The sequence below is a fragment of the Barnesiella sp. An55 genome (assembly GCF_002161555.1).
Classification (GTDB): Bacteria; Bacteroidota; Bacteroidia; order Bacteroidales; family Barnesiellaceae; genus Barnesiella; species Barnesiella merdipullorum.
Window position 1 is genome coordinate 1 of sequence record NZ_NFHZ01000007.1, and the last position, 26847, is coordinate 26847.

Below are 26847 nucleotides of genomic sequence, written 5' to 3' on the forward strand. Positions count from 1 at the left end.
CCTCTTGATGGCTACCGCAAAGTTACTGATGTTCTAATCGAAAAATTTTCTGATGTTTGTAACTTATTGATGTTTAATAATTAAAACATTGTCGGAGAATTTTTTTCCGGACACTAGTGTTTGCGCATCATAATTTACAATGGCGCCTCCGAAAACCATAGACAGAGTAGGAAAAAACGAAAAAAATGAAATCATGAAAAAGATTCTCTTCGCAGCCGCTGCAACGGCCTTGGTACTCACCAGCGCACAAGCACAAGAAAAGTTCAAACCCGATGCCATGACCGTATCCACCGAATTGAGTTACTCGCCCGGCGGTGCTACCGATGGCGGCTTCAGCCTGCCCGGGTATGGTGCCAAAGTGTGCCTGCACCTCAACGAAAAGATGGCCGTACGCTTGAATCTGGGATTGAACACAACGTCTTCGAAGACAACCGACTTTACGGCCAACGGCACTAACGAAGAAACCGAGACCTATCATCGAAACACACAAACGAAATTCTCGATCATGCCTGGCTTTGAATATCACTTTACCAAATACGAAAGAATATCGCCTTATGTTGGTGGCGAAATCGGGATACTCACCTCTATGACCAAAGAGACAGACAGCAGTTCGAACAGCGACATCAAAACCGTGACCAAAAGACCAGGATTGGGGTTTGGCATCAACGCGTTCACCGGTGTGGATGTGTATCTGTGCAAAGGCCTCTATCTGGGTTTTGAACTGGGTCTGGGATATGAATCGATGGATAACAAGCGTACACGGACTATCCACACGACAGAAACCGGAACTACCGAAGACACGGGAAATCAGGCTATACTGCAAACCGATTTCGGTTTCCATGCCACCCCGTCGCTACGCGTAGGCTGGTGCTTCTAATCGGCCATAAAGAGTTTATCTACTTGTATATCAACAGCGAGGCATATCACCACGGTATGCCTCGCCTCTTTAAAAATGTATTGCCCTCCCCTCAACGGCCGACAACTGCCGAAATATAAATGTCGGCCCCTATATTTTTACAGGCATTATTTGGTAAGCGAAAGTTTTTTACTACTTTTACATATCCAAAAAAAGAACTTAATTACACAACATCATGATCTATAAATTCAGAATTGTTTCGGACGAAGTTGACAATTTCAAACGGGAAATCTGCATAGACTCCGATGCCACCTTTCTCGATTTGCACGATACCATACTCGACTCGGTGGGCTTCACCAAAGATCAAATGACCTCGTTTTTCATTTGTGACGACGATTGGGAGAAAAAGACCGAAATCACGCTCGTGGATATGGGTAAGGATTCCGACGAAGATACCTGGATTATGTCTTCGACGCGGCTGAGCGAGCTGATCGAAGACGAGGGACAACGGCTGGTTTTCGTATTTGACTACATGACCGACCGTATGTTTTTCATGGAATTGAAAGAGATCGAAACAGGCAAAGACCTCGACGCCCCCATCTGCACGCGCAAAGAGGGAAATCCCCCGCAACAGACCATGGACTTCGACGAGCTGGAGAAGAAGAACGCAGCCAACAGCACATCGGATCTCGACGAAGATTTCTATGGCGACGAGACCTACGACCCCTCGGAACTCGACGACGAAGGCTTTGCCGACCTGAACATGGACGACGATTACACCTTGTAACACACATACACAGTAAAAACGGGAAGAGGCCCTCACATCAATGTGATGGCCTCTTTTTTTCATTCCTTAGCTGTTATCTCGCTACTCGACAATGGTGGCTGTAATGCGACGCGAGCCTCCGTCGTTGCGAAACTCACACAGGTAAATGCCCTGCCAGGTTCCCAAATCGGGACGCCCATTACGGATGGGAATAGTCAGCGAAGCGCCCAACAGCGAAGCCTTGATATGGGCCGACATATCGTCGTCGCCCTCGCAGGTATGCAGGAAATACGAGGCCCCGTCGGGTACGGCCCGGTCGAAAAACGAGGCGAAATCGCGACGCACATCGGGATCGGCATTCTCGTTAATGGTGAGAGCTGCCGACGTGTGCCTCATGAAAAGATGGAGCAGTCCCGCCTGTGGCAATTCGGGCAAACGGGTAAAAATCTCTTTTGTAACCAAATGGTATCCCCGCTCATAATGGGGTAACGTTATCTCTATCGATCGAACCATAGCTGCATCTCTTTTATTTTGTCTCCCCTGCAAAAGCAGAGTCAGGAATTGTCTTTGCGCATAAGACGATATTTGCACCAGTCATAAAACCTTTTTATCCAGTTGGTAGATTCGGGTTTGAAGTGGACGGTTACATCAACTTCGTCTCGATTGAAAAACAGAATATACGACGATGAAACAAGAGCCATATGATACTCAAATTTTTCAATACCATAGATATTGCGCAACAAAATGGTACGGAACGGATTGTCGTTGCTCATTTGAGAAAATGTGATGGTATCGTCGGTCAAAACGACCTGGTACAACTCGCCGCATATAGCCATAAACTCATCAAGGTTCAGGCTGACCGGTGATTTGGGCGGCTTCGAATATTTCTTATACAAAGCCTTGATTACTCGTTTCGATATCATAGCACATTAAAATATAAACATAAGCACTCTTAATTTCTGGATAAATATACATATGAATAACTATATAATCTCGTCCCCATTAAGTTTTTTTCTTAAAGTTAATATATCGGCACAACTAAATACAAACATTAACGCACAAATAGTTAATATCATAACACTCTCACTCCAAACAATTTAGTCCCCTTCGAATTGGTCCAGGACATTACCCCGACTATCGAGAAACCGTACTATTCCATACTCTGGTTTCAATAAAAATTACCAATCACTATCCTACCAAGCAAGAAGTAACACACTACACAAACGGTTGCCAAGACATCACGACAAATGGTCTTTCAATGTTTGAAAGTCGTAACTGCCCGGCGACTGATAGATGCGCAGGCCAAACTCCCGAGTCATACCCAAGGTGTGATCCATCAAGTCGGCAGCCACACCTTCATAAGCCTTCCAGGTTTTCTCGGTCGAGAAGAGGTACAACTCCACAGGTAGTCCCTTCTCGGCCATGGGCAGATAGCGCACCATATACAGCAAATCGGGATTCGACTTACCCATTTGCCTGATATAATTCTCGAGATAAATTCTAAACAACATGCTGTTTGTCACCCGCAGTTCCTCGGCTCGAAACAGATTTCCCTCATCGCGGGCCTCGGCCATAGCCTGCAAGCGCTGCGAAACAAACTCGCCCAGCAAGAAGTTCGATTCAAACCGGCGAAGTTCCTCTTCGCTCAGAAACGCAATGCTGTTTACATCGAGTAGAATCTGCCGCGAAATACGGCGCCCCCCACTCTCGAACATGCTGCGCCAGTTGGTAAACGACCCCGACACCAGCGCATAGGGCGGAATGGTCGTAGTCGTATTGTCAAAGTTCAAGACCTTCACCGTGTTGAGCGTCACATCCTGCACGATACCATTGGCATTGTGGGCCGGAGCCGTAATCCAGTCGCCCTTGTGCAGCATGTTGTTGGCCGAAAGCTGTATGCCGGCGACAAAACCCAGAATCGTATCTTTGAAAATCAACATGAGCACGGCAGCCGAAGCTCCCAAGCCGGCAAACAACCGGGCCGGCGACTCATCGATAATGGTACCTACAATGGCTATGAAACCCACCGAAAAAATAATCACCTGCAACGTCTGTACCCCACCTTTTATGGGATAATGCCGCAAATCTTCCCGCTCGTTGAGGATATCGAGGAAGGCATTCAGCATACCGTTCAGGAAACGGAGTATCAAAGCAATAATATAGACTTTGCAGATGCGCTCGGCCAAGATAAACCAGCTGCTTCCCAGCTCAAAAGCCGAGGGCAAAAAGGCATACAGAATAAAAGCCGGAGCCAGGGCTGCCAACCGGGCCACCACGTTTTTGTCATACAGGTGATCGTCCCACTCAAATTTGGTGCGGCGAATAACCGGTAGCAGCAACTTATTGATGAGCAGCTTACAAAGAATATCGCACACGAAGGCAATCAGCACAATCAACGCCACATAGATGAGGGTATGCCACACCACCGTGTCGTCAAAAAAGAGGCCGGCAGCCGAGTGCAAAATATTTTCTATCGATTCCAACATAACCTTTGCTTTTTATTCCACGGCAGGAGTAGTCTCGACACCCTTCTTCTCTTTTTTCTTGTCGAAGGAGAAACGATACCCTACCGTATAGGTAAACCCAAACGGCGACCCTTCGGGCCCGAATCCCGGGATAAACCAAGGTTGGGAGCGCTCATTCTTTTTGTAACCAAACATCATGCGGTAACGCACCGTCCAACCCATGTAAAAGTTTTTATAGACCTGCACACGCAGTCCGCCCAACAGTTCGCCCCAGTGGGCCCACGACTTCTGACCGGCGATGCGCAGTTGCTCGGTCTCCTCCCAATACGACGACTCCATCGTCACGTTGTCGATATCGTAGGTAAAGACCGAGAATCCATACCTGAGACCAATATAGAAGAAACTCATCGCCTCCTTGTTGTAGCCAAAGTTGTAGTTCATACCCACGCGGTTGTAGAGCGAAGGTTTGGTGCGATAGGTAAAATTCAACTCCTCGGGAGTATTGTCGGCATAGCCCACACCAATCTCCCACACCGGGAAGAATCGGTTGTGCAGGTCGAGTTCGGCTGCGATTTCATAATTGCCATAGCTCTGGCCAAACAGTTTGGTCACTCCGTCGATAATGTTCACATTCAACGTGAGGCCGTTGAAAAGCGGATAGAGATATCCCTTGATCTCGGGCTCCTCAGGCTGAGGAGCGGCCACACTATCGGGCTGCTGGGTAGTCACCGTGTCGCGCCGGGCCGTGGGATCGACCGGCGTAATGCGGCGCTGAGCCATCGACGAGAGTACCGTCAGCAAGAACAATATGAATAGTTTACTCCTCATCGGGTTCGGTGGTTTGAACGGTATAGAACAGGCGTACACTCTCCACGTCCTTATTGGTAATCTCGGGCACAGTCACAGCCACCGAGTCGAGCACATTGCGGGTGTAGCGGCAAGTCTCAATGTTGAAGTTGTACATGGCGCCACAATCGATCGACTCGAAATAGGGATAGGCCTGATAAACGAAAGTGAGCGTGTCGTTGTAGCGGGGTGACGAGAGCGAGTGCTGCAAATACTGGATGACATATTGCGTGGAGTCTTGCGTAAAGCGCAAGGGCAGATAGACCTGAGTCACGGCAACAGCCGAATCGAGCAGCATAGAGTCGTTGGGCTGCCCTATCCCGTAAATCGAAATCGAGTCAACCACCAGGGCCAACTCCTGACCTCCGTAGGAATAGAACTGTGCCAGAGGTATGCTGTTGCGGTTTTCCACACAGCCATCGCTGCCGCAGCTGCCCAACAAGAGCAGCCCGACACCCAGGCACAAGCCTCCGGCCACACGGGAAACTTTCGTCAGAAACGATCCCATTTCACTACATCGTTAAGCGGTTTGCGCTTACGCTCCGTCTCGGTTGCATCGGCCGGATAGCCTACCGGCAAGAGTACCACAGGCTCCCACGACACAGGCAGATTCAGCACCTCGCGGCAACGAGCCACATCGAAGTTGCACACCCAGCAAGCGCCCAATCCCTGCTCGACAGCAGCCAGAGCCAGATGCTCGGTAGCAATAGCTACATCGACATCGCAGAAGTCTTTGCCATCGGAGGCCCGTTTCCACGAAGCCTCGTGATTGCCACAAACGACAATACAGGCCGGAGCCGAGGCGAACCACTCGCGCGGATAGCACCCGTTGAGAGCCTTCAACTGCTCGGGATCACGCACGACCACAAAGCACCACGGCTGGAAGTTCACGGCCGACGGTGCCAACCGGGCCACCTCGAGCATATATTCGAGTTTGGCGCGCTCTACTGGAGCAGGAGCAAAAGCGCGCACCGACTTGCGCGCCTTTACCAACGCCATCAAATCGGGATATTTCTTTTCGTTCATATGAGTCCGTATCTTGGTTTCACAATTATTTCAGTTCGGTCTCTATCTGGTAGTTGTTGCGCTCGCTCGAGTTGCGCGAGATAAGCTCGCCTACAAAGCCAGCCAGGAACAACTGAGTACCCAGAATCATGGCCGTGAGGGCCAGATAGAAATAGGGCGAATCGGTCACCAACCGGTAAGGCAGCCCGTTGTAGAGGCAATAGAGTTTGTTGGCACCCACAACAATCACGGCAATAAATCCCAGCACAAACATCAAGCTGCCCAGCAGTCCGAAGAAGTGCATGGGTTTCACCCCGAAACGCGAGAAGAACCACAGTGTGATGAGGTCGAGATATCCATTTACAAAACGATCCAGACCGAATTTGGTTTTGCCATACTTGCGGGCCTGGTGGTGCACGGCCTTCTCACCTATCTTGTTATACCCGGCATTCTTGGCCAGGTAGGGAATATAGCGGTGCATATCGCCATAGACCTCGATATTCTTCACCACCTCTTTCTTGTAGGCCTTCAGTCCGCAGTTGAAGTCGTGCAGATTTTTGATGCCCGACACCTTGCGGGCCGTGGCGTTGAAAAGTTTGGTAGGTATCGTCTTGGAGAGCGGGTCGTAGCGTTTCTTCTTCCACCCCGACACCAGGTCATAGCCATCGACCGTGATCATGCGGTAGAGTTCGGGAATCTCGTCGGGACTGTCCTGCAAGTCGGCATCCATGGTAATGACCACGTCGCCTTCGGCACGCAGGAAGCCCGTGTAGAGGGCCGGCGACTTGCCATAATTGCGACGGAACTTCACCCCCTTGATGCAGGGATTCTTCTCCCGCAACGACTCGATTACCTGCCACGAGTTATCGGTACTGCCGTCGTTGATAAACCATATCTCGTATGTAAACTTGTTGGCGGCCATCACCCGCTCGATCCACGCTGCCAGTTCGGGCAGCGATTCGGCCTCGTTATACAAAGGTACGATTACCGAAATATCCATATTCCTATTGTTTTGTAAGATTTGACTTAGCACGCTGTTTGACAAGCCAGGCTATCGCAGCCGACAGCAACGACCCGAAAAACATATTCACCCACATACGCTCTACCACGACCGACATCGGCGAGGGCACATTGCCTTTCTCGACTCCCTCTTTGAGGGCTTCGAGCAGCGAGGGGTCTTTGGCCATGAGGTTCAACGACTCCATGAGCGCAACGGCCGACTGGAACTGCACCTTGATGTACTCGGGGTTGATATAGACGTAATAGATATATTGGGCCAGACTGCTGATGAGCGACGTGAAGAAAAAGAGCATGATGCCCATCATCCACAACTGGGCGAAGTAGCACTTCAAGCCGTTCATCACATCATACTTGCGCATTGCACGATAAACCACGATCGGGATACACAGCAACATGAGCAAAGAGACTGTGTTACAGAAAAAGGAGTCCATGCTCCACACCTCGAACACAAACTTTACCACAAAGTAGAGTCCCATATATACACCCCACTCCATCGCAAATTGCACGATACTTTTCTGCTCTTCGTTTTTTACCATCCGATACTCTTTTTCTGCATATACATTAGCGTACAAAGGTATCACTTTTACCGCAATATTCATATGCGGCAGGGGCAAAATCGTTGCTCGTGCCACAAAATAAATATCACCCGACCGGGACAAAACAGGAAGAGTCGTGAAAAAAGAGCGATAAATTACCATTCTCGAAAAAAAGTATTACTTTTGCAGACGATTGGTTCCAACAGGCCCTTCGGGTCTCGAGGATTAAAAGGGAATCGGGTGAAAATCCCGGACAGTCCCGCTGCTGTGAAGCTCTACCAACCACTCGAATTCTACACGCCACTGATCCATGTATCGGGAAGGCATCGAGTGGGGAGTCAGTCAGAAGACCTGCCATCGATTTTTATTTTTAATCGAGCCCGCGGACAGGACGGTTAAATGTACAAGGTTAAACGCTTTATAATTTTTGTAGGTTTTTCAGGCCGTTCATAACTCCTCACGGAGTATGAAGCTTCTTGTATCTGCCCAGGCATCCATCGACACGTCCCCGACTTTGGGTCGGAAGAGTGACGAGAGGATTTACATTGCCTGCCCCTCCCAAGTCTCTGGCTCACAAGTTATCAACAATAGAGCTGAACCATAAACATTTACATAAAGAATAAGATGAAGACAGTAAGAAAAACTTGGGGGGGGGGTGCTGCTGGTTGCAGTAGCTCTGGTAATGGGCAGTTGCTCGAAAGAGAAGGATGAACCTATTCCTGCTCCGAAATTTGAATGGACGACAGATATCGCGACCGATATGCCGGTATTTGTCGTTCCCGATACCAAAGTCGAGATTGGCTATGCCGCCGAATATGTGCAATCGGTTACAACAGGATCCTTGCCCAACGGGTGGAACGTAAAGGTGAATGAAGGAACTCAAAAGATTGAAATCTCAGCAACAGCCGACGCCGAAACCAAAGCCACACTGGAGGTTACGATAACGGGTAACGACGGGAAGCCTCTCTCGCAGCATGTGGAACTTTATTGCTTGAATACGTTTGACGATCCGGCCGGAGTCTTCGTTCTTAACGAAGGAAACATGACCACCGAGAACGGTTCGCTCACCTGGATTTCGCCCGAGGGGTATGTGCTGGACGATGCCTACAAAACGGTCAATGGCTCCGAGCTGGGTAATGTGGCTCAAGACATGGCCATCTATGACGGACAGATTTATATCATCTCGCAAAATGGCAACAAGAACCCGAACGGCACAACGTTCGAGAACGACGGCATGCTGGTGATTGCCGATGCCCATACCTTGAAACGGACGGCCGCTTTCACCAACGACGACCTCCAAGGGCTCGACTGGCCTACACATATCGCAGTACTCGATGCCCAGCATCTATACATTCGCGACAACGCCGGCATCTATCGCTTCGACCCGACGACCAAGACGCTGACCTTCATAACCGGCTCCGACGGTGCTCCCAAAAGCCGTTTCGTCACAATGGGAGGTAAAGCCTATACCTTCAAGTCGGGCTATTCGAGCAAGCTTCTCGAGATTTCGACCGAGAGCGATGCCGTGACTTCAATTTCGTTCCCTTACAGCATCCCCTGCATGATCAACCGGGTGCTGGGTATTCAAGGTGCCGATGATGGCCGCATGTGGGTAATGACCTCTACTTCGACTACTGTCGGCTCGGGACAGACGGCCATCGGGAAATTCAACCTCTCGGACCGCTCGATGATTCAGCGGCGAATCGGGGTTGAGCCGGGTGTAGGCTCATCGGGCGAGGCTTTTGCCGCCTATGGCAACAACCTCTACTATGCCGATGGCGTGACCGTCTATTGCCTGCCCTTCGACGAAAGCGAAGACCTCAAAGCCGATTCGGGTCTCGAGGCCGAGCAATGGATGGTAGATCTTTCGGCTTTGGACAAGAACGCCGGGCTGCGCTACAACGGGCTGGGAGTACATCCCACATCGGGACGTGTCTATATCAATACCATCAAATCGTATGCCCTCTTTGGACAGAATCAGATCTGGGGCTTCGACTTCGCCACCAGTACCAAGGCTCCGGCCGTCAAATATGAGAATTATACCAATTTCCCTGCCGGCTTCTATTTCCCTGCCGGTCGTCAATAAATCTTGTAAAATATTTGAACGATGAAAATGAAATGGATAACAGCCCTCCTGGTGGGGGCCATGATGGTGGCGAGCGGATGCACGTCCGATCCGGAAGGTATCAATAACCCGGGTGGGAACTCGGGTGGAGGCCAGTCGCAACCCCTCGGCGGATATGCGGCACCCGACGGTGTGCTCATTCTCAACCAGGGGGCTCCGCGCCTGGAAAACGGATCGGTGACCTGGATTTCGCCCGAGGGTATAGTTGAACAAAATGTCTATCGCACGGTCAACGGTTCGGCGTGCGGAAACACGTCGCAAGACCTCTACCTCTGCGGCAACAAGATTTACATCATGAGCAACAATAACGAAGTCCCCGATTTGGGAAACAGCGAGCCGGGCGATGGCTCGATTGTCATCGTCGATGCCGAGACCTTCCGTCGTGAAAAAGCGTTTCAATTCTCAGACTTGAAATTCCACAAGCCCGAAGGCTCGCTCGAAGTGGTCGATTCACTATCGCTGGCTACTCCGTTTGAGAATATGGCCGTCATCGACGAGCACAATCTCTTCTTTGCCGACGGACAGGGTATGTTCCGCCTCGACACCGAAACAGGTAAGTTGAACCTCGTCGAAGGGGGATATCACTTCGGTAACCAGGGAAACACCATTGAGACCGTCGTAGCCACACGGGGCATGACTGTCATAGGCGACCACCTCTACTTTGCGGCCGGCACCCTGACCGTAAGCCGCATCTCGCTCAAGACCTGGAAAATCGAAGAGTATATCCACGTGGAAAACGATGCTCCGCAAGCCCGGTACCTCACTTGCAACGTCGTGGCCGATTCGAAGAAGAATCTGCTTTATGTATCGGTATCGAACGACTTGAACGAAGCTCGAACCTCCGACGGGAATATTCTGGTCTATAACTGCAGCGGCGACGAACCGCAACTGGTCATGAACATCGAGAACAAGGCCAGCTACCCGATAAACATCTATCCAATGTCGAAATTCTATTGAGAAATCGAACCGAGACCACTACCACACCTTCTCGTGTAATGTCTGCAAAAGAGACCGACCTCACAAGACTCTGAGGCCGGTCTCTTTTTTGTATCCGGCATTTTTCTCTCATAGTCCCATAGACGCACTCGGTTCCTCGATACCAAGAGTAACTATTTTTTGTTAATGCACAAACCTAAAACCGGTAAACGATTTGGCAAATCACCGCTTTCTCGTTACCTTTGTGGCCCCTTTTACAGAAAGAGTATGAACAAACGATATGTAATGATTATCACCGCTCTATGCGGTATCTGCTTCTCGCTGCTGGCCGATATGCCCCGGGACTACTACCCCAATACTCTCGAGGGAAAAAGTGGCGCCGAGCTCAAAACCGAACTGCATAACCTGCTCAAGAATCATACCCGCATCGCCTACGGGTCGCGCAACTACGACGGGGCCTGTACCTGGACGGTATTCAGGGAGAGCGACAAACGTGACAACGGCAAAGTGTGGGACATGTACTCCAACTACACCTATAGTTTCCCCAACAGTGGCGCAGCCAAAGGCATGAACATCGAGCACAGCGTGCCCAAAAGCTGGTGGGGCGACAGCAACTACGACGACACCACTCCGGGTTATCCCTACCAGTACGATGCCTCCTACGACCTGCAGCACCTGGTGCCTGCCGATGCCAGTGCCAACTCGGCCAAAAGCAACTACCCGCTGGGCGAGGTGGTTACCGCCTCGTTCGACAACGGAGTGAGCAAGGTGGGTACCGGCTATGCCAATGGCAAGGCAACCAACCTCTTCGAACCGGCCGACGAATACAAAGGCGACTTTGCCCGCATGTATCTCTATTTCGTCACCTGCTACCAGGATTATGCCTGGAAGTCACTGGCAACCACCATGTTTGCCCAGAATTCCTACCCCACCCTCAACGCCTACGGCCAATCCCTGCTGCTGAAGTGGCACCGCCAGGATCCCGTGAGTCAAAAGGAGATCGACCGCAACAACGCAGTATATAGTTTCCAGGGCAACCGCAATCCCTACATCGACTACCCCAATATGGTAGAATACATTTGGGGCGACTCGATCGGCTACGAGTTCAGCTTCTCGGGGGCTCACTCCACAACCCCAAGCATCACGGTATCGAGCAACCTCATAGACTTCGGCTACATCGCCGACGGCACCTCGAAACAGACCGAGATATACATCAAAGGGCGCAACCTCACTTCGACCGTTACGGTTCAAATTCTCAACGACAACCGTGGCGAGTTCTCGGTAACCCCAACCTCGCTGACGGCCGACGAGCTCAACACGACGGGTATCAACCTCACCGTTAGCTTCTCGCCCCAGACCACCGGCTCACACAACGCCACCCTGCGGCTCACCAGCAACGATCTCGAATCGGCTACCGACATCGCACTCTCGGGATCGGTACTCTCGTCGCAAGTCAGCTATCTCGAGATTGTAGGGCTGAAATCGACCTATAAAAAGAGCGACAGCCCCGTATTGTTGCAACTGAACAGCGACGTGGCCGTCAAATGGACCGTCGATGGAACCAGCGCCACACACTTCACTCCCTCCAATCTCTCGCCGGGACTTCACACCGTTAAGTTCACCACGGCAAACGGGAGCGGGAAAATGCGAGTACAAATTATCGAATAACCTTTTAATGACAAATGTTTATGAACGCAACCCAATATATACGTTACATTGTCGCCTCCCTTTTAGCCCTGTCGCTGCTCTGCGGCTGCAAAGAGGAGAAAGAGGAGAACCAACTTACCGATTTTGCCCTGCGGGTCGATGAGTCGGTCACAATCAAGTTGCCCAACTCGACCACCTACACCCTCACCGTCAACAACCCCATTATCGATTATACCCAAGCAGGCAGCACGCTCACCGTCACGGCTATCAAAGAGGGAAAAGCCACGCTCACCGTCGTGCTCGACTCGGGCGAAAGCCGCAACTACACCTTCACCGTCACAGCCAACGCCTACCAAATAGGATTCACTATCGACTCCACACCGCGCGTGGAATCGTGGACAGGCACGAGCCTCAAGACCGAAGAGACCACCGGGCTGCAGGTTAGCTACGAACCGGGGCTCGACATCACCGGTTCGACGACCGGCAACTCGACCCGCTCCTACGCCTTCCTCTACCCCGAGACCGGCAAACTGCTGCGCTTCTCGGCCGAAGGAGACTTCACTCAAAAGGGTACCTTGAACAACGGTATCGCAGCTACCCGCGAGAGCCACAACGACCCGGTACAATACGAGGCCTGCACCGTCACCATCGAAAAGGTGAACAGCGAGGGCAAAATCTGGTTCACCCTGCAATTTGCCAACCGCAGCGACATCCGCATCGTCACCGAGGTCTTCTAAGGAAATTATCTATCCCTATCATACAAGCGGCCCCGGCGATTGATTTCGTCGGGGCCGCTCCCTTTATATAACTGCCTCTCTCTAAGCGGTTATCTTTATGAAATTAAAATCAAAATCAGCCATTACTTCTCCTCTATCTTCACCTTGCCAATCATCTTGCGAATCTTACCCTCGCCGATAATCGGGGCATGGGCGTCCTCGGGGAAAAAGACGGCCACCTGGCCAGGCACGAGATGCAGCCACGAGGTGGGACGATCGGCATAGAGCGCACAGTCGCCTTCGGGATCATAGGGTTTCACTTCGTCGGTCACATCTTCGAGTGCTTTCCATCCCATGGTTTCGCGACCCTCCAGCAAAATCTGCACGTCGATATAGTCGCGATGCACCTCCAGCACCTGTTTCTCGGCCGGCATACACTCGGGATTGGCGTTGTTGATAAAGAGATTGTCACCGTCGAGTTCGATGCGTCCGCACTCCATGTGCAGGATATCGTGGCTCTTGACATAATCAAACAACTGTTTGAATCGCGGATGAAGCGCCTCGATGCGGGCGGTATTCTGTAAGTTGGTAAGTATCATGGTTCTTTCTATTTGATATGCTGTTTTTATCGAGTTGAAACAAGTTATTTCATATTATCGGTCTTGGGCCGCAGGAAATAGAGTTGCAGCACGAGGGCCACAGCCACTACCCCGGCCAGCATGGCAAAGCCGCCCCCCAGATTACCGTCGTCGGTCCACTGGCCCAACAGACTGGTAATAAAGGCTCCGGCAAAAACGCCCACCATATTCATGATGCCATAGGCGGTAGCCCTCTGCCGGGCCGATACGAACTGACAAAGGATGGGCATATTGTTGGTGTCGAACATGCCATAACCGATGCCGAAAAGGAGGCCGGCTCCTACCACGGCCACGATGCTGTGCCCATAGCCCAGCAGAAGCAGCGACGGGATGGTGAGTCCCAACCCGATGGCTCCGATATAGACCCGACCGCGCAGATTTTTCTGCACCCAACGGTCGGAAAGCGTACCCCCGATGACGACTCCCAGGAACGACGACACCGCAATGGTGATGGTCGAGAGTGGCCCGGCCTCGGACATGGGCATATCGAGGTTCTCCTCAAAGAGCGTGGGCAACCAGTTCTTGGTAGCCCACCCGGGGAGACTGGGGGCGGCAAAATAGAGCAGAATGACCCAGAAGGCCACATTGCTGAAGAGGGTCTTCAGGCTCACCCATACCGGTTCTTTGGCGGGAGCGGCAGTCTCGGGAACCGGGTGCTCCAGATTCTCATCGGGCTTCTTATCCCGCAAAAAGAGGGTGAGCAGCAGAGCATAGGCAATGCCGATGATACCAAACCAGTGAAAGGTCGTATGCCACGAATAGGCGGCAGCCACCGTGGCACCAAAGCCTCCGATGGCCTGGCCGGTATAGAGTCCCGTCATGTGGATTCCCACGGCCAGCGAACGGGACTTGCCCGTGTGATAGTCGGCAATGAGCGACAGCCCTGCCGGGATATAGAGAGCCTCGCTTACCCCCATAAGGGCCCGAAGCCAAAATATCTGATTAAAGGTAGTGGCTATACCCATGAGATAGGTCACGGCCGACCACACAAACAGACTGCCCACGATGAGCCACTTGCGATTCAGGCGGTCGGCTATAATCCCCGATATGGGACTCATACAGCCATAGATGTAGAGGAAGATGGCCATGAGCCAACCAAAATTGGTAGCCGACTGCAACTCGACAATATCGATCTGCATGGCATCTTTCATGGTACTCAGCATCTGCCGGTCCATATAATTGAGCAGAGCTACTCCCCACAAAAGGGCAACCACAACCCAGGGATATATTTTAGAGGGTCTTTTCACGATACAAGATTATGGATTAAAGATTAAACGGAGCCACGGCCGGGAAGGACAAGTAGTCCCCTCTTGCACTCCCGGCCGGGCACTCAATAGCCATTCAGCATTTCCCGGCACAGTTCATACCCCTTGGTCATCATGCGGGGGATATGAAACGGTCCCTTGAAGAGATTCCCCTTGGCCGGCTGGGCCACACTACCGTCGCGATGCAGGTATCCAAACCATTCACCATATTGTGCATCGGGGAAGTGTGCATAGGTCCAGTCGCTTATTTGGGTGTGCATGTTCAAATATTTCTCATTCCCGGTTACCTTGTAGGCATAGAGCGTGGCGATGATAGCCTCGGTCTGCGGCCACCAGAATTTCATGTCCTGCGAATAGTCCTGAGGCGGATAGTTCTTGCAGTCGCGGAAGTTAATGATGCCGCCATACTGCTTGTCCCAACCCCACTCCCACGACCAGTCGAGAATCGTGAGAGCCATGCGGGTTATCGCTTCGTCGCCTCCCCGGTCGGCAGCCACGTCGAGCAGGAACCACGAGGTCTCGATGCAGTGCCCGGGATTGATTAAACGCCCGTTGATGGTGTCGATAAATTCGCCGCGAGGTCCCACCATCTCGAGCAGGGCCTTGAACTCGGGATGCATGAAGTAGTGCTCCAGAGCATAGAGCGACGTCGATATCTGCTCGTCGAGTTCGGGATCGGCAATCACCTTCTTGATGCGCGAAGCCACGTTAATCATAATCATCGTGATGGAGTGTCCCTGCGCTTCTACCGTGGGCAGATACTTGGGCTCGAGCAGCCCCGGAGTCGAGAGGAATCGACGCATCGCCTTAAAGAGGGCAAGTGCTTTCTCGGCATACTCCCGTTCGCCTGTGGCCAACGCATACTCGGCCATGGCTATGGCGGCAAAACTTTCGCTAAAGACATAACGACGTTTCCGCAAGGGAGTACCGTCGGCAGCCACCTCGAAGTACATGCGCCCGTCGTTGTCGAAACAGTGAGCCTCGATGAAGTCGAGTGTACTCTTGGCGGCATCGAGCCACGTCTGGCGCTTCTCTACCTGATTATAGGCATAGCAGCAGGTAAAGGCAAACCGACCTTGAAACCACACCGACTTGGTAGTGTCGATGAGGCTCCCGTCACGATCGACACAGGTATATACCCCGCCATGATCCGTGTCGAGACCATGCTCGAGCCAGAAGGGCAAGATGTTGTTTACCAGGTCGTCTTTATATCGCTCGGCCCAATAGCCGAGATACAGTTGGGTATTCATTGTGGTCTTCCTCCGATTAGAATTAAAATTTGTTGCAACGCTCAAAGAAACCGATGGCCTCCAACTCGGCCTTCATGCGGGCCTCTTCTTCATCGGTCATGTTTTGGAAGGGCGTGCGGTTCTTGCCCAGGTCGAGACCTATCAACTTCATAATGCGTTTACCGGCCACGATATTGCCCCGGTAGTGGCAGATTACGTTGATGACAGCCTGAGCGAAATTCTGGAGTTCGCGAGCCTTCTCGATATCGCCGGCGTTCCAGGCATCGATGATACCTACCAGATTGACGCCGTTATAGTTGGTCGTACCGCCTATTCCCCCCTGAGCGCCACCCATGGCCAACGAAGGAAGTATGGTTTCGTCCTGCCCGTGCAACATATCGAATTTGCCGTTTTTGTAGAGACGGCACTGATTGTACTCATAGATACTTTCATAGGTATATTTGATACCGGCAAAGTTGGGGATACGCCCATCCACGGCCTCGAGAAAGGCGGTCATGGGCAGATAGGCCCCATTGAAAGCGGGGATATGATAATAGTAGAAGGGCAACTGCGGGGCTCCGGCGGCAATCTCTTCGCAGTACTTCACCAGCTCCTCGATACGACCCACCTTGGGAAAGGGAGGCGCCATGGCTCCGATACCCCATGCGCCTATCTTCTGGGCATGTTCGGCCAACCGTCTGCTCTCTTTCACACAACAGCTACCTACGTGCACAATCACCTTGAACCCGGCGGGAGCCACTCGCACCCACTCTTCGGCCAGTCTCATGCGCTCCTCCTCGGTGAGCATATAGCCCTCGCCCGACGAGCCATTGATAAATACACCTTTCAATCCATTCTTGACCAACATGCGGGCATAGGCCTCTATCGGCTCAAGATTCACCTCACCATTTTCATAGAACGGTGTAAACGGCGCATCAATCAATCCTATTATCTTTTTCATCTTCGCTGCGTTTATAAATTGTTTTATTAACTACCCGCAAAAATAGGATTTTATATTTATTAATACAAATGAAACCAAGAAAAAATATCGACTCCTCGAAAGCCTGCCGAGAGCGCATTTAGTTCAGAGGCTCAACCTGTATATTTCCCTCATTCTCACTTAACACAAAAGCTCCTATCTGCGAGCTTCTTATCCCCGGCTTCACCTCGCCGCAAATCATGAAAAGCCTGTCGCCAAAGTGCAGCAGCGCACCCCCAGCTCTATCCATTCCTGTCACAGAGTCGCAAACCGTCCAACGGGCAAGGGCCGGGTCGTAAACAAGCACATCGCTATTAAACCGATACCACTCGACCGGCTTTTCCAGATAATCGGGAGGTACATTCCCCTCCATGGCTTCCTTAAATATTTTATAATCTACGCCCCCGGTCAACAGCAATTTGCCATCGACTGCCACACCACTTCCCCCCGAGAGAGCATACTGCCCGCCATCGGCTCTGGAGGGAAAAGGTATAGGTTCGCCCCACTCGCGCGTGACGATATCGTAGGGTACCATATCGGCTGGAATCGTACAGGTATTGGTCGGACGGTCGTCGCAGAAACCACCGGCCAAATAGAGTTTTCGCCCTACCGCCAGCAAGACGGGTTGTACCCGGACGGGGTCGGGATAATCGGGCAATCGGCTCCAGACCGTATCGCCTGGAGCAAGGGCATACAGCGCGCGACCGCCATCAGGCTGGTTGCCACCGGTCACATAAACAACCCCTTGGACCGATGCGGCAGCCCCATTGTCGATCGGCGAAGGTAATGCGGGCAGGTCGTTTAGCGTGAAATGCACCTCACCGGCAGGCCCCGCCTGCCGTTCCATACGAAATACACGGGTCACGGCCGAGTCGGCACCAAGGCCACCCACACACACCAACCCCTCGTCGGTCACGGCCGAGGCGCCATAGGCCAACGACTCAGGCATATCGGGGAGCGACTGCCACCCACTATCGACCCGATTCAGATCGAGGGCATAAAAGCGATTGCAAAAACGTTTGGCCCCGCCCCGGGCAGCAGGCACATCGGGGAAATTGCAACCGCCGCCCACCACCATATAACCGTCCAGCACACCGGCAAAGGGAGCCGAAACACCGCCCGGTACAGGATAATCGGGCAACTCACCCACACCCCTTGTGCCGCTTGCCGTGCAGCCACACATCATCACAAGGACTGTGCCGAGAATTATCAAACATTCTGTCGCTTTCATAAAAACAGATAAAAAGGTTACCGACAGCCAAATGTAACGATAAAGCTTCAGCTTCCTGCACTTATTGTCCGAAAAATTTAGCAACTTGAGAATTAAATCCTACATTTGCATAAACGAAAAACCCCTTATACAAGCCATGAGCCTGCTCTCCGAAATAGAAAAAGGCACCCGCAGTGCCGCCATGAAGAAAAAGATTATAGGTTTCTATCTCTACAACCAGTCGGCCACCCTGCCCGACCTGGCCAAAGAGCTGAACATAAGCGTCCCCACCGCCACCAAGTTTGTTACCGAAATGCTCGACGACGGCTACATCATCAGCTATGGCAAGATGGAGACGGCCGAGGGGCGCCCGCCCACGCTGTACGGGTTGAATCCCGAGTCGGGCTATTTCATTGGCGTGGACATCAAAAAATTCTCCATAAACTTTGCCCTCATGAACCTCATCGGTGGAATCATCGAGACCCGCATGGGAGTCGAATGCCAGTTGGAGAATACCCCCGAGGGGCTTGAGATACTGTGCAACCACATACGCGATTTTCTGGAGGCCATCAGCATCGACAAAAGTAAGATACTTAACATTGGCATCAACATCTCGGGGCGGGTCAATCCCGAGTCGGGGTTCAGTTTCTCCCAGTTCAATTTCGAAGAGCGCCCGCTGGCCGAAATCCTGACCGAGCGGATAGGCGTCGAGGTAAGTATCGACAACGACACCCGCGCCATGACCTATGGCGAAATGGTCAAAGGGGTGGTCAAGGGCGAGAAAGACATTATCTTCATCAACCTCAGTTGGGGGCTGGGTAGCGGATTGATATTCGACGGCAAACTGTATAAAGGCAAATCGGGATTCAGCGGCGAGTTCGGCCACTTCGGCGTGTTTGACAACGAGCGCATCTGCCACTGCGGCAAGCGGGGATGCCTCGAGACCGAAGTCTCGGGCGAGGCGCTCTATCGGGAGTTGCTGCGATGTGTACACGAAGGGAAACAGTCGATACTCTCGGATCGCATCCAACACGACGAAGCCTCGCTTACCCTGCTCGACATCATAGACGCCACCAACAAGGAAGATTTGTTGTGCATCGAACTCACCGAAGAAATCGGTCAGAAACTGGGACGATACCTGGCCAGCCTCATCAACCTGCTCAACCCCGAGCTGGTCGTTATCGGGGGTGTACTCGCCCAAACCGGCGACTACATACTGCAACCCATCAAGAGTGCCGTACGCAAATACTCGCTCAACCTGGTCAACAAAGACTCGGCCATCGTCCTCTCTAAGCTCCAGGATAAGGCGGGTGTGGTGGGTGCCTGCATGCTTGCCCGCTGCAAAATGTTCGATTGCGACAAAAGCTAAGCGGCCAGGCACGTTCAACCGGCAACCACTGCGAGTGTCAACCCTGTATATACGAGGGATGACGTTTCAACCACGCGGCCGCGTATTCGCACGAGGCACACGGAGTGAGGCCCTGTGCAAGTGCATAGTCATACGCCTCCTTGACCAAAGCGGCTGCAATGCCACGACCTCCAATCTCGGGAGGAACAATGGTATGTTCTATATCAAGGCAATCATTGTCAATCACATACGACACATAAGCTCTCACGCCATCGACCACGGTCTCGAACAGGCAGTGCGACATATCATGTACAATCTCCATAATCCGGCATATTTTAGTTATACAAATATATATATCCGTTGAGGTAGGTTGCAAACAAAAGCCACACAAAATAGGGCACAAACAGCCAAGCCGCCGCCCGATCGCGCCGATAGGCCCCCACCATATAGACCAGCACCAACACATCGAGCAACAAGATATCGACCAGCCCCAGCAGCGGATACCGGAAAGTAAAAAAGCACAGGCTCCACAAGAAATTGAGAACCAGCTGCGCCCCCCATATTCCAAAGAGAATACGATCACGACAACGCCCAATCAACCGTCCCAACGAGACTCCCATACACACATAAAGCAGACTCCAGGCAATGGGGAAAGCTATACCGGGAGGCGTGAGCACCGACTTGTCGAGAAACGGATACCATTCGACCATCGACCGGGTTTGAAAAAAACTGGCCGAGAACCCTACTCCCAGACACAACAGTGTGGGCAGCAGATAATACAAGATTTTTCGCATCATGGTTTTCTCTATTTTAAATATAACTTTCCAACAACTGGAGCACGTGTAAAGTTTATCGCTCCCCCAAAGCAGATACCCAATATATCCTCCATCCACGAGACAGGCCACTCAAAACGGCAATACCGAGTTTTTCGCCATCCGGGCTTTGGAATATTGCCACAATGGTTGTATTTTTGAAGCCAAATGAAGAACCGATGCAGGACGTTGAAAGAGGATACACTACCGGTGAAGTGGATATAAGCCCGGCAAACCATTGGCTGTCAAATATCAAGGGAAGCCACCTGTCTCTCGAAAAAGTTACCTGCATTTCAAATTCATTTCAAATTTGAAATTCATTTTTGTGGCATGAAACTTTAATCATGACAAAAAACAGTACGCTATGAATCCTCTACGACTCTTTTTATCGGCATTATCTTTCACGCTGCTTGCCTGGCCCGCATCGGCCGATACACAAGCCTTCAAAAACGATTCACTCAACATCACGCTCCCCAACACCAATTATGCCGACGAATTGAGAGACATACGCATGCACATGCCCGATATCGAAGTGGGCAACGGCATATCGTTCCAACCCAAAAACAAAAGCTATAAACTCACCATGCGCATCCGCATGCAGAACATAGTCGATGTAGGGTTCAACGACAAGTTCGAAGCTCAAGACATCGATGCCCGGGTAAAACGGCTGCGACTGCGCTTCGACGGCTACATCTACACTCCCAAACTCACCTACCTCGTGCAATTGGGATTCACCCCCTACGACATGAAAACCCTGCCCAACGGCAACAGCAATATCGTGCGCGACGCCATGATTTATTATGTGCCCAACGCCACATGGAACATCGGGTTCGGTCAAACCAAGATTCGGGCCAACCGGGCACGCGTCAATTCGTCGAGTGCCTTGCAGTTTGTCGATCGCTCCATCGTCAACTCCGAGTTCAATCTCGACCGCGACTTCGGTCTGTTCGGCGAGTACAACCAGCACCTGTTCGGGACATTCGACCTGGCCGCCAAAGCCTCGATTACAACCGGCGAAGGCCGTAACTGGGGCAACAGCAAAGGAAGCGGACTCGCCTATACCGGCCGTGTGGAATTCTTCCCTTTAGGCCGGTTCAAGGGTAAAGGCGACGCCATCGAGGGAGACTTCGAGCGCGAGTCCACCCCCAAGATTCTGCTGGCCGGAGCATATAGCTACAACGACCGCGCCATGCGGGCCCAAGGCTCCAACGGCGATTGGCTAATCTCCAACCAAACCCGCAACCTGTCGTCCTACTTCGTCGATTTCATTCTCAAGTACCGAGGTTTTGCCTTCTATACCGATTTCATGGGACGCGCATGTACCACCTCGCCCCTTATCAAATCGGGTGAAACGGTAGAGCAATACATCCTCACCGGCATGGGTATCAACGTGCAAACAAGCTATCTGTTCCCCTCCAACTGGGAGATTGCCCTGCGCAACTCCATCATCCTGCCCGACCGTGAGGTGCAACCCCATGCCAATTACCGCAAATACAACCAATCGACGCTGGGCGTGACTAAATACCTCATCGACCACCGGCTCAAAGTACAGGCCGACCTCTCCTACAACTACAAGGATGAGTTCACCGCCACCAACTACAACCGCTGGCAACTGCGATTCCAGATCGAGCTCGGGTTTTAAACCGGCTCAACAGACTCCGATAACCTAATACCTAAACAACACACATATGGCTATTCAGTATGATTTTGACACCATCATCGATCGGCATCACACCGGTGCCATGAAAACCGATGTGCTGAGCGAACGATACGGACGCGAAGACCTTATCCCCCTGTGGATTGCCGACATGGACTTTGCCGTAGCGCCTCCCATTACCGAAGCGCTTGTGCAACGCCTGCATCACCCCGTTTATGGATATGCCGAGGCTCCCGCCAGCTATTGGCAATCGATTATCGACTGGCTCAAATATCTGCACAACTGGGACGTAAAGCGCGAGTGGATTACCTATATCCCCGGTATCGTCAAGGGCATAGGGCTAGCCGTGAACGTATTCAGCGACCCCGGTGATAAAATCATTATACAAACCCCTGTCTATACCCCCTTCATGGCAGTGCCCGAGGGTAACGGACGGCAAGTGGTACACAACCCCCTCAAGTGGAACGGTACCCACTACGAGATGGACTTCAACCACCTCGAGTCGATTATCGACCCGCAGTGCAAACTGTTTATCCTCTGCAACCCCCACAACCCAGGTGGTGTCGTGTGGCCGCTCGAGACTCTGCAACGGGTAGCCGAGATATGTGCCCGCCACCACATCCTCATCATTGCCGACGAGATTCATGCCGACATGCCGATCTTCGGCTCCAAGCATCACCCCTTTGCCTCGGTATCGGAGACAGCCGCCCAAAACAGTATTTCGTTCGGGGCACCCTCCAAGACCTTCAACATCGCCGGTCTGGTGAGCTCCTATGCCATCGTGCCCAACCCCACGATACGCCAGCGCTTCTTCGACTGGCTCACCGCCAACGAGCTGAACGAGCCCACCTTCATGGCCACCATCGCCACCGAGGCCGCCTATAACCATTGCCGCGACTGGCGCGAACAGATGCTGGCCTATGTCGAAGGGAATATTCTCTTTGTCGAGGATTTCCTCAAGCAACACATCCCCGCCATCAAAGCCATACGCCCGCAAGCCTCGTTTATCGTGTGGCTCGACTGCACCCGTCTGGGACTCGACCACGACGCCCTCATCGACCTCTTTGTCGATAAAGCCCGGCTCGCCCTCAACGACGGCGAGATGTTCGGGCCCGAAGGCAAAGGACACATGCGACTCAACGTGGGCACACCGCGAGCCGTGCTACAAAAAGCACTCGAGCAACTCGCAACGGCAGTGAGCCTTTTCAACCGATAGGTTACGAGCCACTTTAGCGACAAAGAAATATCTTTTTCGGAAAATATTTTATACTTTTGCACCCAATTGGTACAAGGGCCGATACCCTTGTACCGCTTAACGCTAAGAAAGAATATCAGAATAAATCGCTTTATGAACGAACTTGCCACAAAGTACAATCCCGCCGACGTAGAGGAGAAATGGTACGCCTACTGGTTGAAAAACGGGCTCTTCAAATCGAAGCCCGACGGTCGTGAACCCTACACCGTAGTCATCCCGCCCCCCAACGTCACCGGTATTCTGCACATGGGGCACATGCTCAACAACACGATACAGGATATCCTCGTGCGCCGCGCCCGCATGGAGGGCAAGAACGCCTGCTGGGTACCCGGCACCGACCACGCCTCGATTGCTACCGAAGCCAAAGTGGTAAACAAACTCGCCGCCCAAGGCATCAAAAAGAGCGACCTCACCCGCGAAGAGTTCCTCAAATATGCCTGGGAATGGAAAGAAGAGCACGGCGGCATCATCCTCAAGCAACTCCAGAAACTGGGAGCCTCGTGCGACTGGGACCGCACCGCTTTCACCATGGACGAAATCCGCTCCAAGAGTGTGCTGAAGGTATTTGTCGATTTGTACAACAAAGGGCTCATCTATCGCGGTGTGCGCATGGTCAACTGGGACCCCAAGGCACTCACCGCCCTCTCCGACGAAGAGGTTATCTACAAAGAGGAACACAGCAAACTCTACTACCTGCGCTACTACATCGAGGGTGAAGACAAATACATCATCGTGGCCACAACCCGTCCCGAAACCATTTTGGGCGATACGGCCGTGTGTGTAAACCCCAACGACCCCCGCTATACGTTCCTCAAGGGGAAGAAGGTAATCGTGCCGCTGGTCAACCGGGTCGTACCTATCATCATGGACGACTACGTCGATATCGAATTCGGTACCGGCTGCCTGAAGGTAACTCCCGCCCACGACGTAAACGACTATATGCTGGGCGAGAAATACAACTTGCCCACAATCGATATCTTCAACGACAACGGCACCATCAGCGAAGCCGGTGGCCTCTACATTGGCATGGACCGCTTCGATGTGCGCAAACAGATTGCCAAAGACCTGCAAGCTGCCGGCCTGCTCGAGAAGGTCGAAGACTATGACAACAAGGTGGGTTACTCGGAGCGTACCAACGTAGTCATCGAGCCCAAGCTCTCGATGCAATGGTTCGTCAAGATGGGCAAACTCGCCGAGCCTGCCCTCAAGGCGGTCATGAACGACGATATCAAGTTCCACCCCGACAAGTTCAAGAATACCTACCGCTACTGGATGGAGAACATCAAAGACTGGTGTATTTCGCGTCAGTTGTGGTGGGGACACCGCATCCCGGCCTACTACCTGCCTCAAGGCGGATTCGTGGTAGCCGAGACTCCCGAAGAGGCCCTGACCCTGGCTCGCGAAAAGAGCGGCGACAACTCACTTCAACTGAGCGACCTGCGTCAGGACGAAGATTGCCTCGACACCTGGTTCTCTTCGTGGTTGTGGCCCATCTCGCTCTTCGACGGTATCAACAACCCCGGCAACGAAGAGATCAAATACTACTATCCCACAAGCGACCTGGTAACGGGCCCTGACATCATCTTCTTCTGGGTGGCCCGCATGATCATGGCCGGTTATGAATACACGGGTGAAAAGCCCTTCAAGAATGTCTATTTCACGGGTATCGTGCGCGACAAAATCGGACGGAAGATGTCGAAGTCGCTCGGCAACTCGCCCGACGCACTCGAACTGATAAAGACCTATGGCGCCGACGGTGTGCGCATGGGCCTCATGCTGGCCGCTCCTGCCGGTAACGACATACTCTACGACGATGCCCTGTGCGAGCAAGGACGTAACTTCAACAACAAGATCTGGAACGCCTTCCGTCTGGTCAAAGGGTGGAGTGTCGATGACAAGCTCGAGCAACCGCAAACGGCACAAATCGCCGTCAAATGGTTCGATGCCCAGCTCAGCCGCACCCTTGCCGAGGTGAAAGACCTCTTTGGCAAATACCGCCTTTCCGAGGCTCTCATGGCCATTTACCGTCTCTTCTGGGACGAGTTCTCGTCGTGGTATCTCGAGATGATCAAACCGGCCTATCAGCAGCCTATCGACCGAGCTACCTACGAGGCTACGCTCACCTACTTCGACGCTCTGCTGCGCATGCTGCACCCATTCATGCCCTTCATCACCGAGGAGTTGTGGCAACACCTCTATGAGCGCAAAGAGGGCGAAAGCATCATGTATGCCCGCATGCCCGAAGCTCACCCGGTCGATGACGAAATCATTGCCCGGTTCGAGACCACCAAGCAGATTGTAGCCGGTGTGCGCACCGTGCGTCTGCAAAAGGGTATTGCCAACAAAGAGCCGCTCACGCTGCAGATTATCGGAGCGCACGACCACACCAACGACTGCGTGCTTACCAAGATGACCAATCTCGCTGCTATCGAGACCATCGACGAGAAAGACCCCGCCGCTGCATCGTTCCGGGTTCATGCTACCGAATATGCCATACCGCTGGGCAACAACATCGACGTTGAGGCCGAGCTGAAGAAACTCGAAGGTGAGTTGAAGTATGCTCAAGGATTCCTCAAAACCGTAATGGGCAAACTGAACAACGAGCGCTTTGTTCAAAACGCCCCCGAGGCCGTCGTAGCCATGGAACGTAAGAAAAAAGCCGATGCCGAAGAGAAGATCAAATCGCTCGAAGAGAGCATCGCCGCCCTCAAGAAATAACGATTGATCGGTTGCAATACACACAAGGGCCGTGTCGAGGAATTTTCGACACGGCCCTTGTCGTATAATCAAGGCGCCATCTGTTCCCCAATACGCCTCATAGACTCGGGTACGAAACAGAACCTCCCCACCCCAAACAAAGGTCTAAAAAAAGGCCAGCTCGGCAGATGGCCGAGCTGGCTATATCAGAGATGAAATCAGAATTTGTAATAGAGACTGAAGCTCAAGTCATTTCCGCTCAGCGACAAGCCCGAAACGCTGTTGCCGTTGTATTGATTGCGATAACCCAGGAATCCATAGTGTGCTACCAAAGAGAACTCTTCGGTAAGGTTAAAGGCAATACCCGGTTTGAAACCGATTTCAAATCCATTCTCGGCTTTGAATCCTTTGTGTTTTCCAGTAGAGAAACCAAAACCACCATCGACCAACAGGCTCAGAAAATCTTTCGTGAAGAAAGTCCAACGAGCATACGGAGCAATGTAAAACGAATTGTAGTTGTCCATGTGAGTATAACCGATGGTCCCGGCTACCGTCCAAGCATCGTTAAAAGCATAACCAAACTCGGGTGCAATGCGGAAAGTCGTATTCTCGGTGTCGGTGTCATAAGTCAAGCCAAACTGACCACCCACAAAAAACTGTGCATTGGCTGTCAACATACCAAACACAAGAACTAAGGTTAACACTAATTTTTTCATTTTACTTATATTTTTAGTTTGTTTCAACAAATATAATAATTTATTTGAAACAAATTCGCTTTTTCCTAAAAATAATAAGCTCCAGAGGCAAATTTACCGCTTTCTTTCACCGAATGAGTATGG

General features: G+C 52.0%; 26 protein-coding genes and 1 riboswitch. Of the genes, 10 read left to right on the forward strand and 16 right to left on the reverse strand.

What is annotated here, in order from left to right; all coding sequences use genetic code 11:
* Positions 1-193 precede the first annotated feature (193 nt).
* Positions 194-877: an outer membrane beta-barrel protein gene (locus tag B5G10_RS05655; RefSeq protein ID WP_158098782.1), complete on the forward strand. Its 684-nt coding sequence runs from the start codon at positions 194-196 to the stop codon at positions 875-877.
* Between the two features lie 214 nt (positions 878-1091).
* Positions 1092-1643, forward strand: coding sequence for a hypothetical protein (locus B5G10_RS05660; protein WP_087423770.1), 552 nt, complete (start codon positions 1092-1094; stop codon positions 1641-1643).
* 81 nt (positions 1644-1724) lie between these two features.
* Here B5G10_RS05660 and B5G10_RS05665 read toward each other — a convergent pair whose 3' ends face one another.
* The 8 genes from B5G10_RS05665 to B5G10_RS05700 form a co-directional block, all read right to left on the reverse strand.
* Positions 1725-2135 (reverse strand): secondary thiamine-phosphate synthase enzyme YjbQ, encoded by a 411-nt coding sequence (locus tag B5G10_RS05665; protein WP_087423771.1) that lies wholly within the window; start codon positions 2133-2135, stop codon positions 1725-1727.
* 41 nt (positions 2136-2176) lie between these two features.
* Positions 2177-2545, reverse strand: coding sequence for a hypothetical protein (locus B5G10_RS05670; protein WP_143241073.1), 369 nt, complete (start codon positions 2543-2545; stop codon positions 2177-2179).
* A 315-nt stretch (positions 2546-2860) separates the two neighbouring features.
* The gene (locus B5G10_RS05675) at positions 2861-4108 is read right to left on the reverse strand and encodes a mechanosensitive ion channel domain-containing protein (protein WP_087423773.1); all 1248 of its coding nucleotides are present in this window, start codon (positions 4106-4108) and stop codon (positions 2861-2863) included.
* A 12-nt stretch (positions 4109-4120) separates the two neighbouring features.
* Entirely contained in the window at positions 4121-4915 is a 795-nt protein-coding gene (locus B5G10_RS05680; protein WP_087423774.1) for a DUF6048 family protein, read from the reverse strand.
* A complete protein-coding gene (locus tag B5G10_RS05685) occupies positions 4905-5441 on the reverse strand; it encodes a DUF6452 family protein (protein WP_087423775.1) in 537 nt (178 codons plus the stop codon). The genes B5G10_RS05680 and B5G10_RS05685 overlap by 11 nt, the downstream gene beginning before the upstream one ends.
* Positions 5426-5959 carry a nitroreductase family protein gene (locus tag B5G10_RS05690; protein ID WP_087423776.1) on the reverse strand — a complete coding sequence of 178 codons (534 nt, stop codon included), beginning with the start codon at positions 5957-5959 and terminating at the stop codon, positions 5426-5428. Before B5G10_RS05690 ends, B5G10_RS05685 begins: the two co-directional genes overlap by 16 nt.
* Positions 5960-5984: 25 nt before the next feature.
* Entirely contained in the window at positions 5985-6938 is a 954-nt protein-coding gene (locus B5G10_RS05695) for a glycosyltransferase family 2 protein (RefSeq protein WP_087423777.1), read from the reverse strand.
* A 4-nt stretch (positions 6939-6942) separates the two neighbouring features.
* Complete coding sequence (locus B5G10_RS05700; protein ID WP_087423778.1) at positions 6943-7494, reverse strand: DUF4199 domain-containing protein; 552 nt, start codon at positions 7492-7494, stop codon at positions 6943-6945.
* 177 nt (positions 7495-7671) lie between these two features.
* Positions 7672-7868: riboswitch (cobalamin riboswitch) on the forward strand.
* 281 nt (positions 7869-8149) lie between these two features.
* Between B5G10_RS05700 and B5G10_RS05705 the strand changes: the two genes are divergently transcribed.
* From B5G10_RS05705 to B5G10_RS05720, 4 genes are all read left to right on the forward strand, one after another.
* Entirely contained in the window at positions 8150-9580 is a 1431-nt protein-coding gene (locus tag B5G10_RS05705) for a DUF5074 domain-containing protein (protein WP_087423779.1), read from the forward strand.
* A 21-nt stretch (positions 9581-9601) separates the two neighbouring features.
* Positions 9602-10576: a DUF5074 domain-containing protein gene (locus B5G10_RS05710; protein WP_087423780.1), complete on the forward strand. Its 975-nt coding sequence runs from the start codon at positions 9602-9604 to the stop codon at positions 10574-10576.
* Between the two features lie 246 nt (positions 10577-10822).
* A complete protein-coding gene (locus tag B5G10_RS05715; RefSeq protein ID WP_158098783.1) occupies positions 10823-12223 on the forward strand; it encodes an endonuclease in 1401 nt (466 codons plus the stop codon).
* Positions 12224-12243: 20 nt separating this feature from the next.
* A complete protein-coding gene (locus B5G10_RS05720) occupies positions 12244-12939 on the forward strand; it encodes a hypothetical protein (RefSeq protein WP_143241074.1) in 696 nt (231 codons plus the stop codon).
* Between the two features lie 122 nt (positions 12940-13061).
* Here B5G10_RS05720 and B5G10_RS05725 read toward each other — a convergent pair whose 3' ends face one another.
* From B5G10_RS05725 to B5G10_RS05745, 5 genes are all read right to left on the reverse strand, one after another.
* Positions 13062-13517: a YhcH/YjgK/YiaL family protein gene (locus B5G10_RS05725; protein ID WP_087423783.1), complete on the reverse strand. Its 456-nt coding sequence runs from the start codon at positions 13515-13517 to the stop codon at positions 13062-13064.
* A gap of 44 nt (positions 13518-13561) precedes the next feature.
* Complete coding sequence (locus B5G10_RS05730) at positions 13562-14803, reverse strand: MFS transporter (protein ID WP_241147724.1); 1242 nt, start codon at positions 14801-14803, stop codon at positions 13562-13564.
* An 83-nt stretch (positions 14804-14886) separates the two neighbouring features.
* Positions 14887-16071 carry an AGE family epimerase/isomerase gene (locus B5G10_RS05735; protein WP_087423784.1) on the reverse strand — a complete coding sequence of 395 codons (1185 nt, stop codon included), beginning with the start codon at positions 16069-16071 and terminating at the stop codon, positions 14887-14889.
* 22 nt (positions 16072-16093) lie between these two features.
* Positions 16094-17011 (reverse strand): dihydrodipicolinate synthase family protein, encoded by a 918-nt coding sequence (locus B5G10_RS05740; protein WP_087423785.1) that lies wholly within the window; start codon positions 17009-17011, stop codon positions 16094-16096.
* A 118-nt stretch (positions 17012-17129) separates the two neighbouring features.
* Positions 17130-18260, reverse strand: a complete 1131-nt coding sequence (locus B5G10_RS05745; protein ID WP_143241075.1) for a cyclically-permuted mutarotase family protein — start codon at positions 18258-18260, stop codon at positions 17130-17132.
* Positions 18261-18396: 136 nt separating this feature from the next.
* On the opposite strand from B5G10_RS05745, the gene B5G10_RS05750 reads away from it, so the two are divergent.
* Positions 18397-19608 (forward strand): ROK family transcriptional regulator, encoded by a 1212-nt coding sequence (locus B5G10_RS05750; protein WP_087423787.1) that lies wholly within the window; start codon positions 18397-18399, stop codon positions 19606-19608.
* 37 nt (positions 19609-19645) lie between these two features.
* Here B5G10_RS05750 and B5G10_RS05755 read toward each other — a convergent pair whose 3' ends face one another.
* Positions 19646-19909, reverse strand: coding sequence for a GNAT family N-acetyltransferase (locus B5G10_RS05755; protein ID WP_087423788.1), 264 nt, complete (start codon positions 19907-19909; stop codon positions 19646-19648).
* 13 nt (positions 19910-19922) lie between these two features.
* On the reverse strand, positions 19923-20384 hold the full coding sequence (locus tag B5G10_RS05760; RefSeq protein ID WP_343285887.1) for a TspO/MBR family protein: 462 nt from the start codon (positions 20382-20384) through the stop codon (positions 19923-19925).
* A 379-nt stretch (positions 20385-20763) separates the two neighbouring features.
* On the opposite strand from B5G10_RS05760, the gene B5G10_RS05765 reads away from it, so the two are divergent.
* From B5G10_RS05765 to B5G10_RS05775, 3 genes are all read left to right on the forward strand, one after another.
* Positions 20764-22041, forward strand: coding sequence for a porin (locus tag B5G10_RS05765; RefSeq protein ID WP_087423789.1), 1278 nt, complete (start codon positions 20764-20766; stop codon positions 22039-22041).
* Between the two features lie 46 nt (positions 22042-22087).
* Entirely contained in the window at positions 22088-23272 is a 1185-nt protein-coding gene (locus B5G10_RS05770; protein ID WP_087423790.1) for a MalY/PatB family protein, read from the forward strand.
* A 132-nt stretch (positions 23273-23404) separates the two neighbouring features.
* A complete protein-coding gene (locus B5G10_RS05775) occupies positions 23405-26029 on the forward strand; it encodes a valine--tRNA ligase (protein ID WP_087423791.1) in 2625 nt (874 codons plus the stop codon).
* Between the two features lie 197 nt (positions 26030-26226).
* On the opposite strand, the gene B5G10_RS05780 is transcribed toward B5G10_RS05775, so the two are convergent.
* The gene (locus tag B5G10_RS05780) at positions 26227-26724 is read right to left on the reverse strand and encodes an outer membrane beta-barrel protein (RefSeq protein ID WP_087423792.1); all 498 of its coding nucleotides are present in this window, start codon (positions 26722-26724) and stop codon (positions 26227-26229) included.
* Between the last annotated feature and the right edge of the window lie 123 nt (positions 26725-26847).

What these genes read in the sequence shown, in the direction of transcription:
- B5G10_RS05655 (WP_158098782.1), top strand. Translation starts at nt 194, where the DNA reads ATGAAAAAGATTCTCTTCGCAGCCGCTGCAACGGCCTTGGTACTCACC.
- B5G10_RS05660 (WP_087423770.1), top strand. Translation starts at nt 1,092, where the DNA reads ATGATCTATAAATTCAGAATTGTTTCGGACGAAGTTGACAATTTCAAA.
- B5G10_RS05665 (WP_087423771.1), bottom strand. Translation starts at nt 2,135, where the DNA reads ATGGTTCGATCGATAGAGATAACGTTACCCCATTATGAGCGGGGATAC.
- B5G10_RS05670 (WP_143241073.1), bottom strand. Translation starts at nt 2,545, where the DNA reads ATGATATCGAAACGAGTAATCAAGGCTTTGTATAAGAAATATTCGAAG.
- B5G10_RS05675 (WP_087423773.1), bottom strand. Translation starts at nt 4,108, where the DNA reads ATGTTGGAATCGATAGAAAATATTTTGCACTCGGCTGCCGGCCTCTTT.
- B5G10_RS05680 (WP_087423774.1), bottom strand. Translation starts at nt 4,915, where the DNA reads ATGAGGAGTAAACTATTCATATTGTTCTTGCTGACGGTACTCTCGTCG.
- B5G10_RS05685 (WP_087423775.1), bottom strand. Translation starts at nt 5,441, where the DNA reads ATGGGATCGTTTCTGACGAAAGTTTCCCGTGTGGCCGGAGGCTTGTGC.
- B5G10_RS05690 (WP_087423776.1), bottom strand. Translation starts at nt 5,959, where the DNA reads ATGAACGAAAAGAAATATCCCGATTTGATGGCGTTGGTAAAGGCGCGC.
- B5G10_RS05695 (WP_087423777.1), bottom strand. Translation starts at nt 6,938, where the DNA reads ATGGATATTTCGGTAATCGTACCTTTGTATAACGAGGCCGAATCGCTG.
- B5G10_RS05700 (WP_087423778.1), bottom strand. Translation starts at nt 7,494, where the DNA reads ATGGTAAAAAACGAAGAGCAGAAAAGTATCGTGCAATTTGCGATGGAG.
- B5G10_RS05710 (WP_087423780.1), top strand. Translation starts at nt 9,602, where the DNA reads ATGAAAATGAAATGGATAACAGCCCTCCTGGTGGGGGCCATGATGGTG.
- B5G10_RS05715 (WP_158098783.1), top strand. Translation starts at nt 10,823, where the DNA reads ATGAACAAACGATATGTAATGATTATCACCGCTCTATGCGGTATCTGC.
- B5G10_RS05720 (WP_143241074.1), top strand. Translation starts at nt 12,244, where the DNA reads ATGAACGCAACCCAATATATACGTTACATTGTCGCCTCCCTTTTAGCC.
- B5G10_RS05725 (WP_087423783.1), bottom strand. Translation starts at nt 13,517, where the DNA reads ATGATACTTACCAACTTACAGAATACCGCCCGCATCGAGGCGCTTCAT.
- B5G10_RS05735 (WP_087423784.1), bottom strand. Translation starts at nt 16,071, where the DNA reads ATGAATACCCAACTGTATCTCGGCTATTGGGCCGAGCGATATAAAGAC.
- B5G10_RS05740 (WP_087423785.1), bottom strand. Translation starts at nt 17,011, where the DNA reads ATGAAAAAGATAATAGGATTGATTGATGCGCCGTTTACACCGTTCTAT.
- B5G10_RS05745 (WP_143241075.1), bottom strand. Translation starts at nt 18,260, where the DNA reads ATGAAAGCGACAGAATGTTTGATAATTCTCGGCACAGTCCTTGTGATG.
- B5G10_RS05750 (WP_087423787.1), top strand. Translation starts at nt 18,397, where the DNA reads ATGAGCCTGCTCTCCGAAATAGAAAAAGGCACCCGCAGTGCCGCCATG.
- B5G10_RS05755 (WP_087423788.1), bottom strand. Translation starts at nt 19,909, where the DNA reads ATGGAGATTGTACATGATATGTCGCACTGCCTGTTCGAGACCGTGGTC.
- B5G10_RS05760 (WP_343285887.1), bottom strand. Translation starts at nt 20,384, where the DNA reads ATGATGCGAAAAATCTTGTATTATCTGCTGCCCACACTGTTGTGTCTG.
- B5G10_RS05765 (WP_087423789.1), top strand. Translation starts at nt 20,764, where the DNA reads ATGAATCCTCTACGACTCTTTTTATCGGCATTATCTTTCACGCTGCTT.
- B5G10_RS05770 (WP_087423790.1), top strand. Translation starts at nt 22,088, where the DNA reads ATGGCTATTCAGTATGATTTTGACACCATCATCGATCGGCATCACACC.
- B5G10_RS05775 (WP_087423791.1), top strand. Translation starts at nt 23,405, where the DNA reads ATGAACGAACTTGCCACAAAGTACAATCCCGCCGACGTAGAGGAGAAA.
- B5G10_RS05780 (WP_087423792.1), bottom strand. Translation starts at nt 26,724, where the DNA reads ATGAAAAAATTAGTGTTAACCTTAGTTCTTGTGTTTGGTATGTTGACA.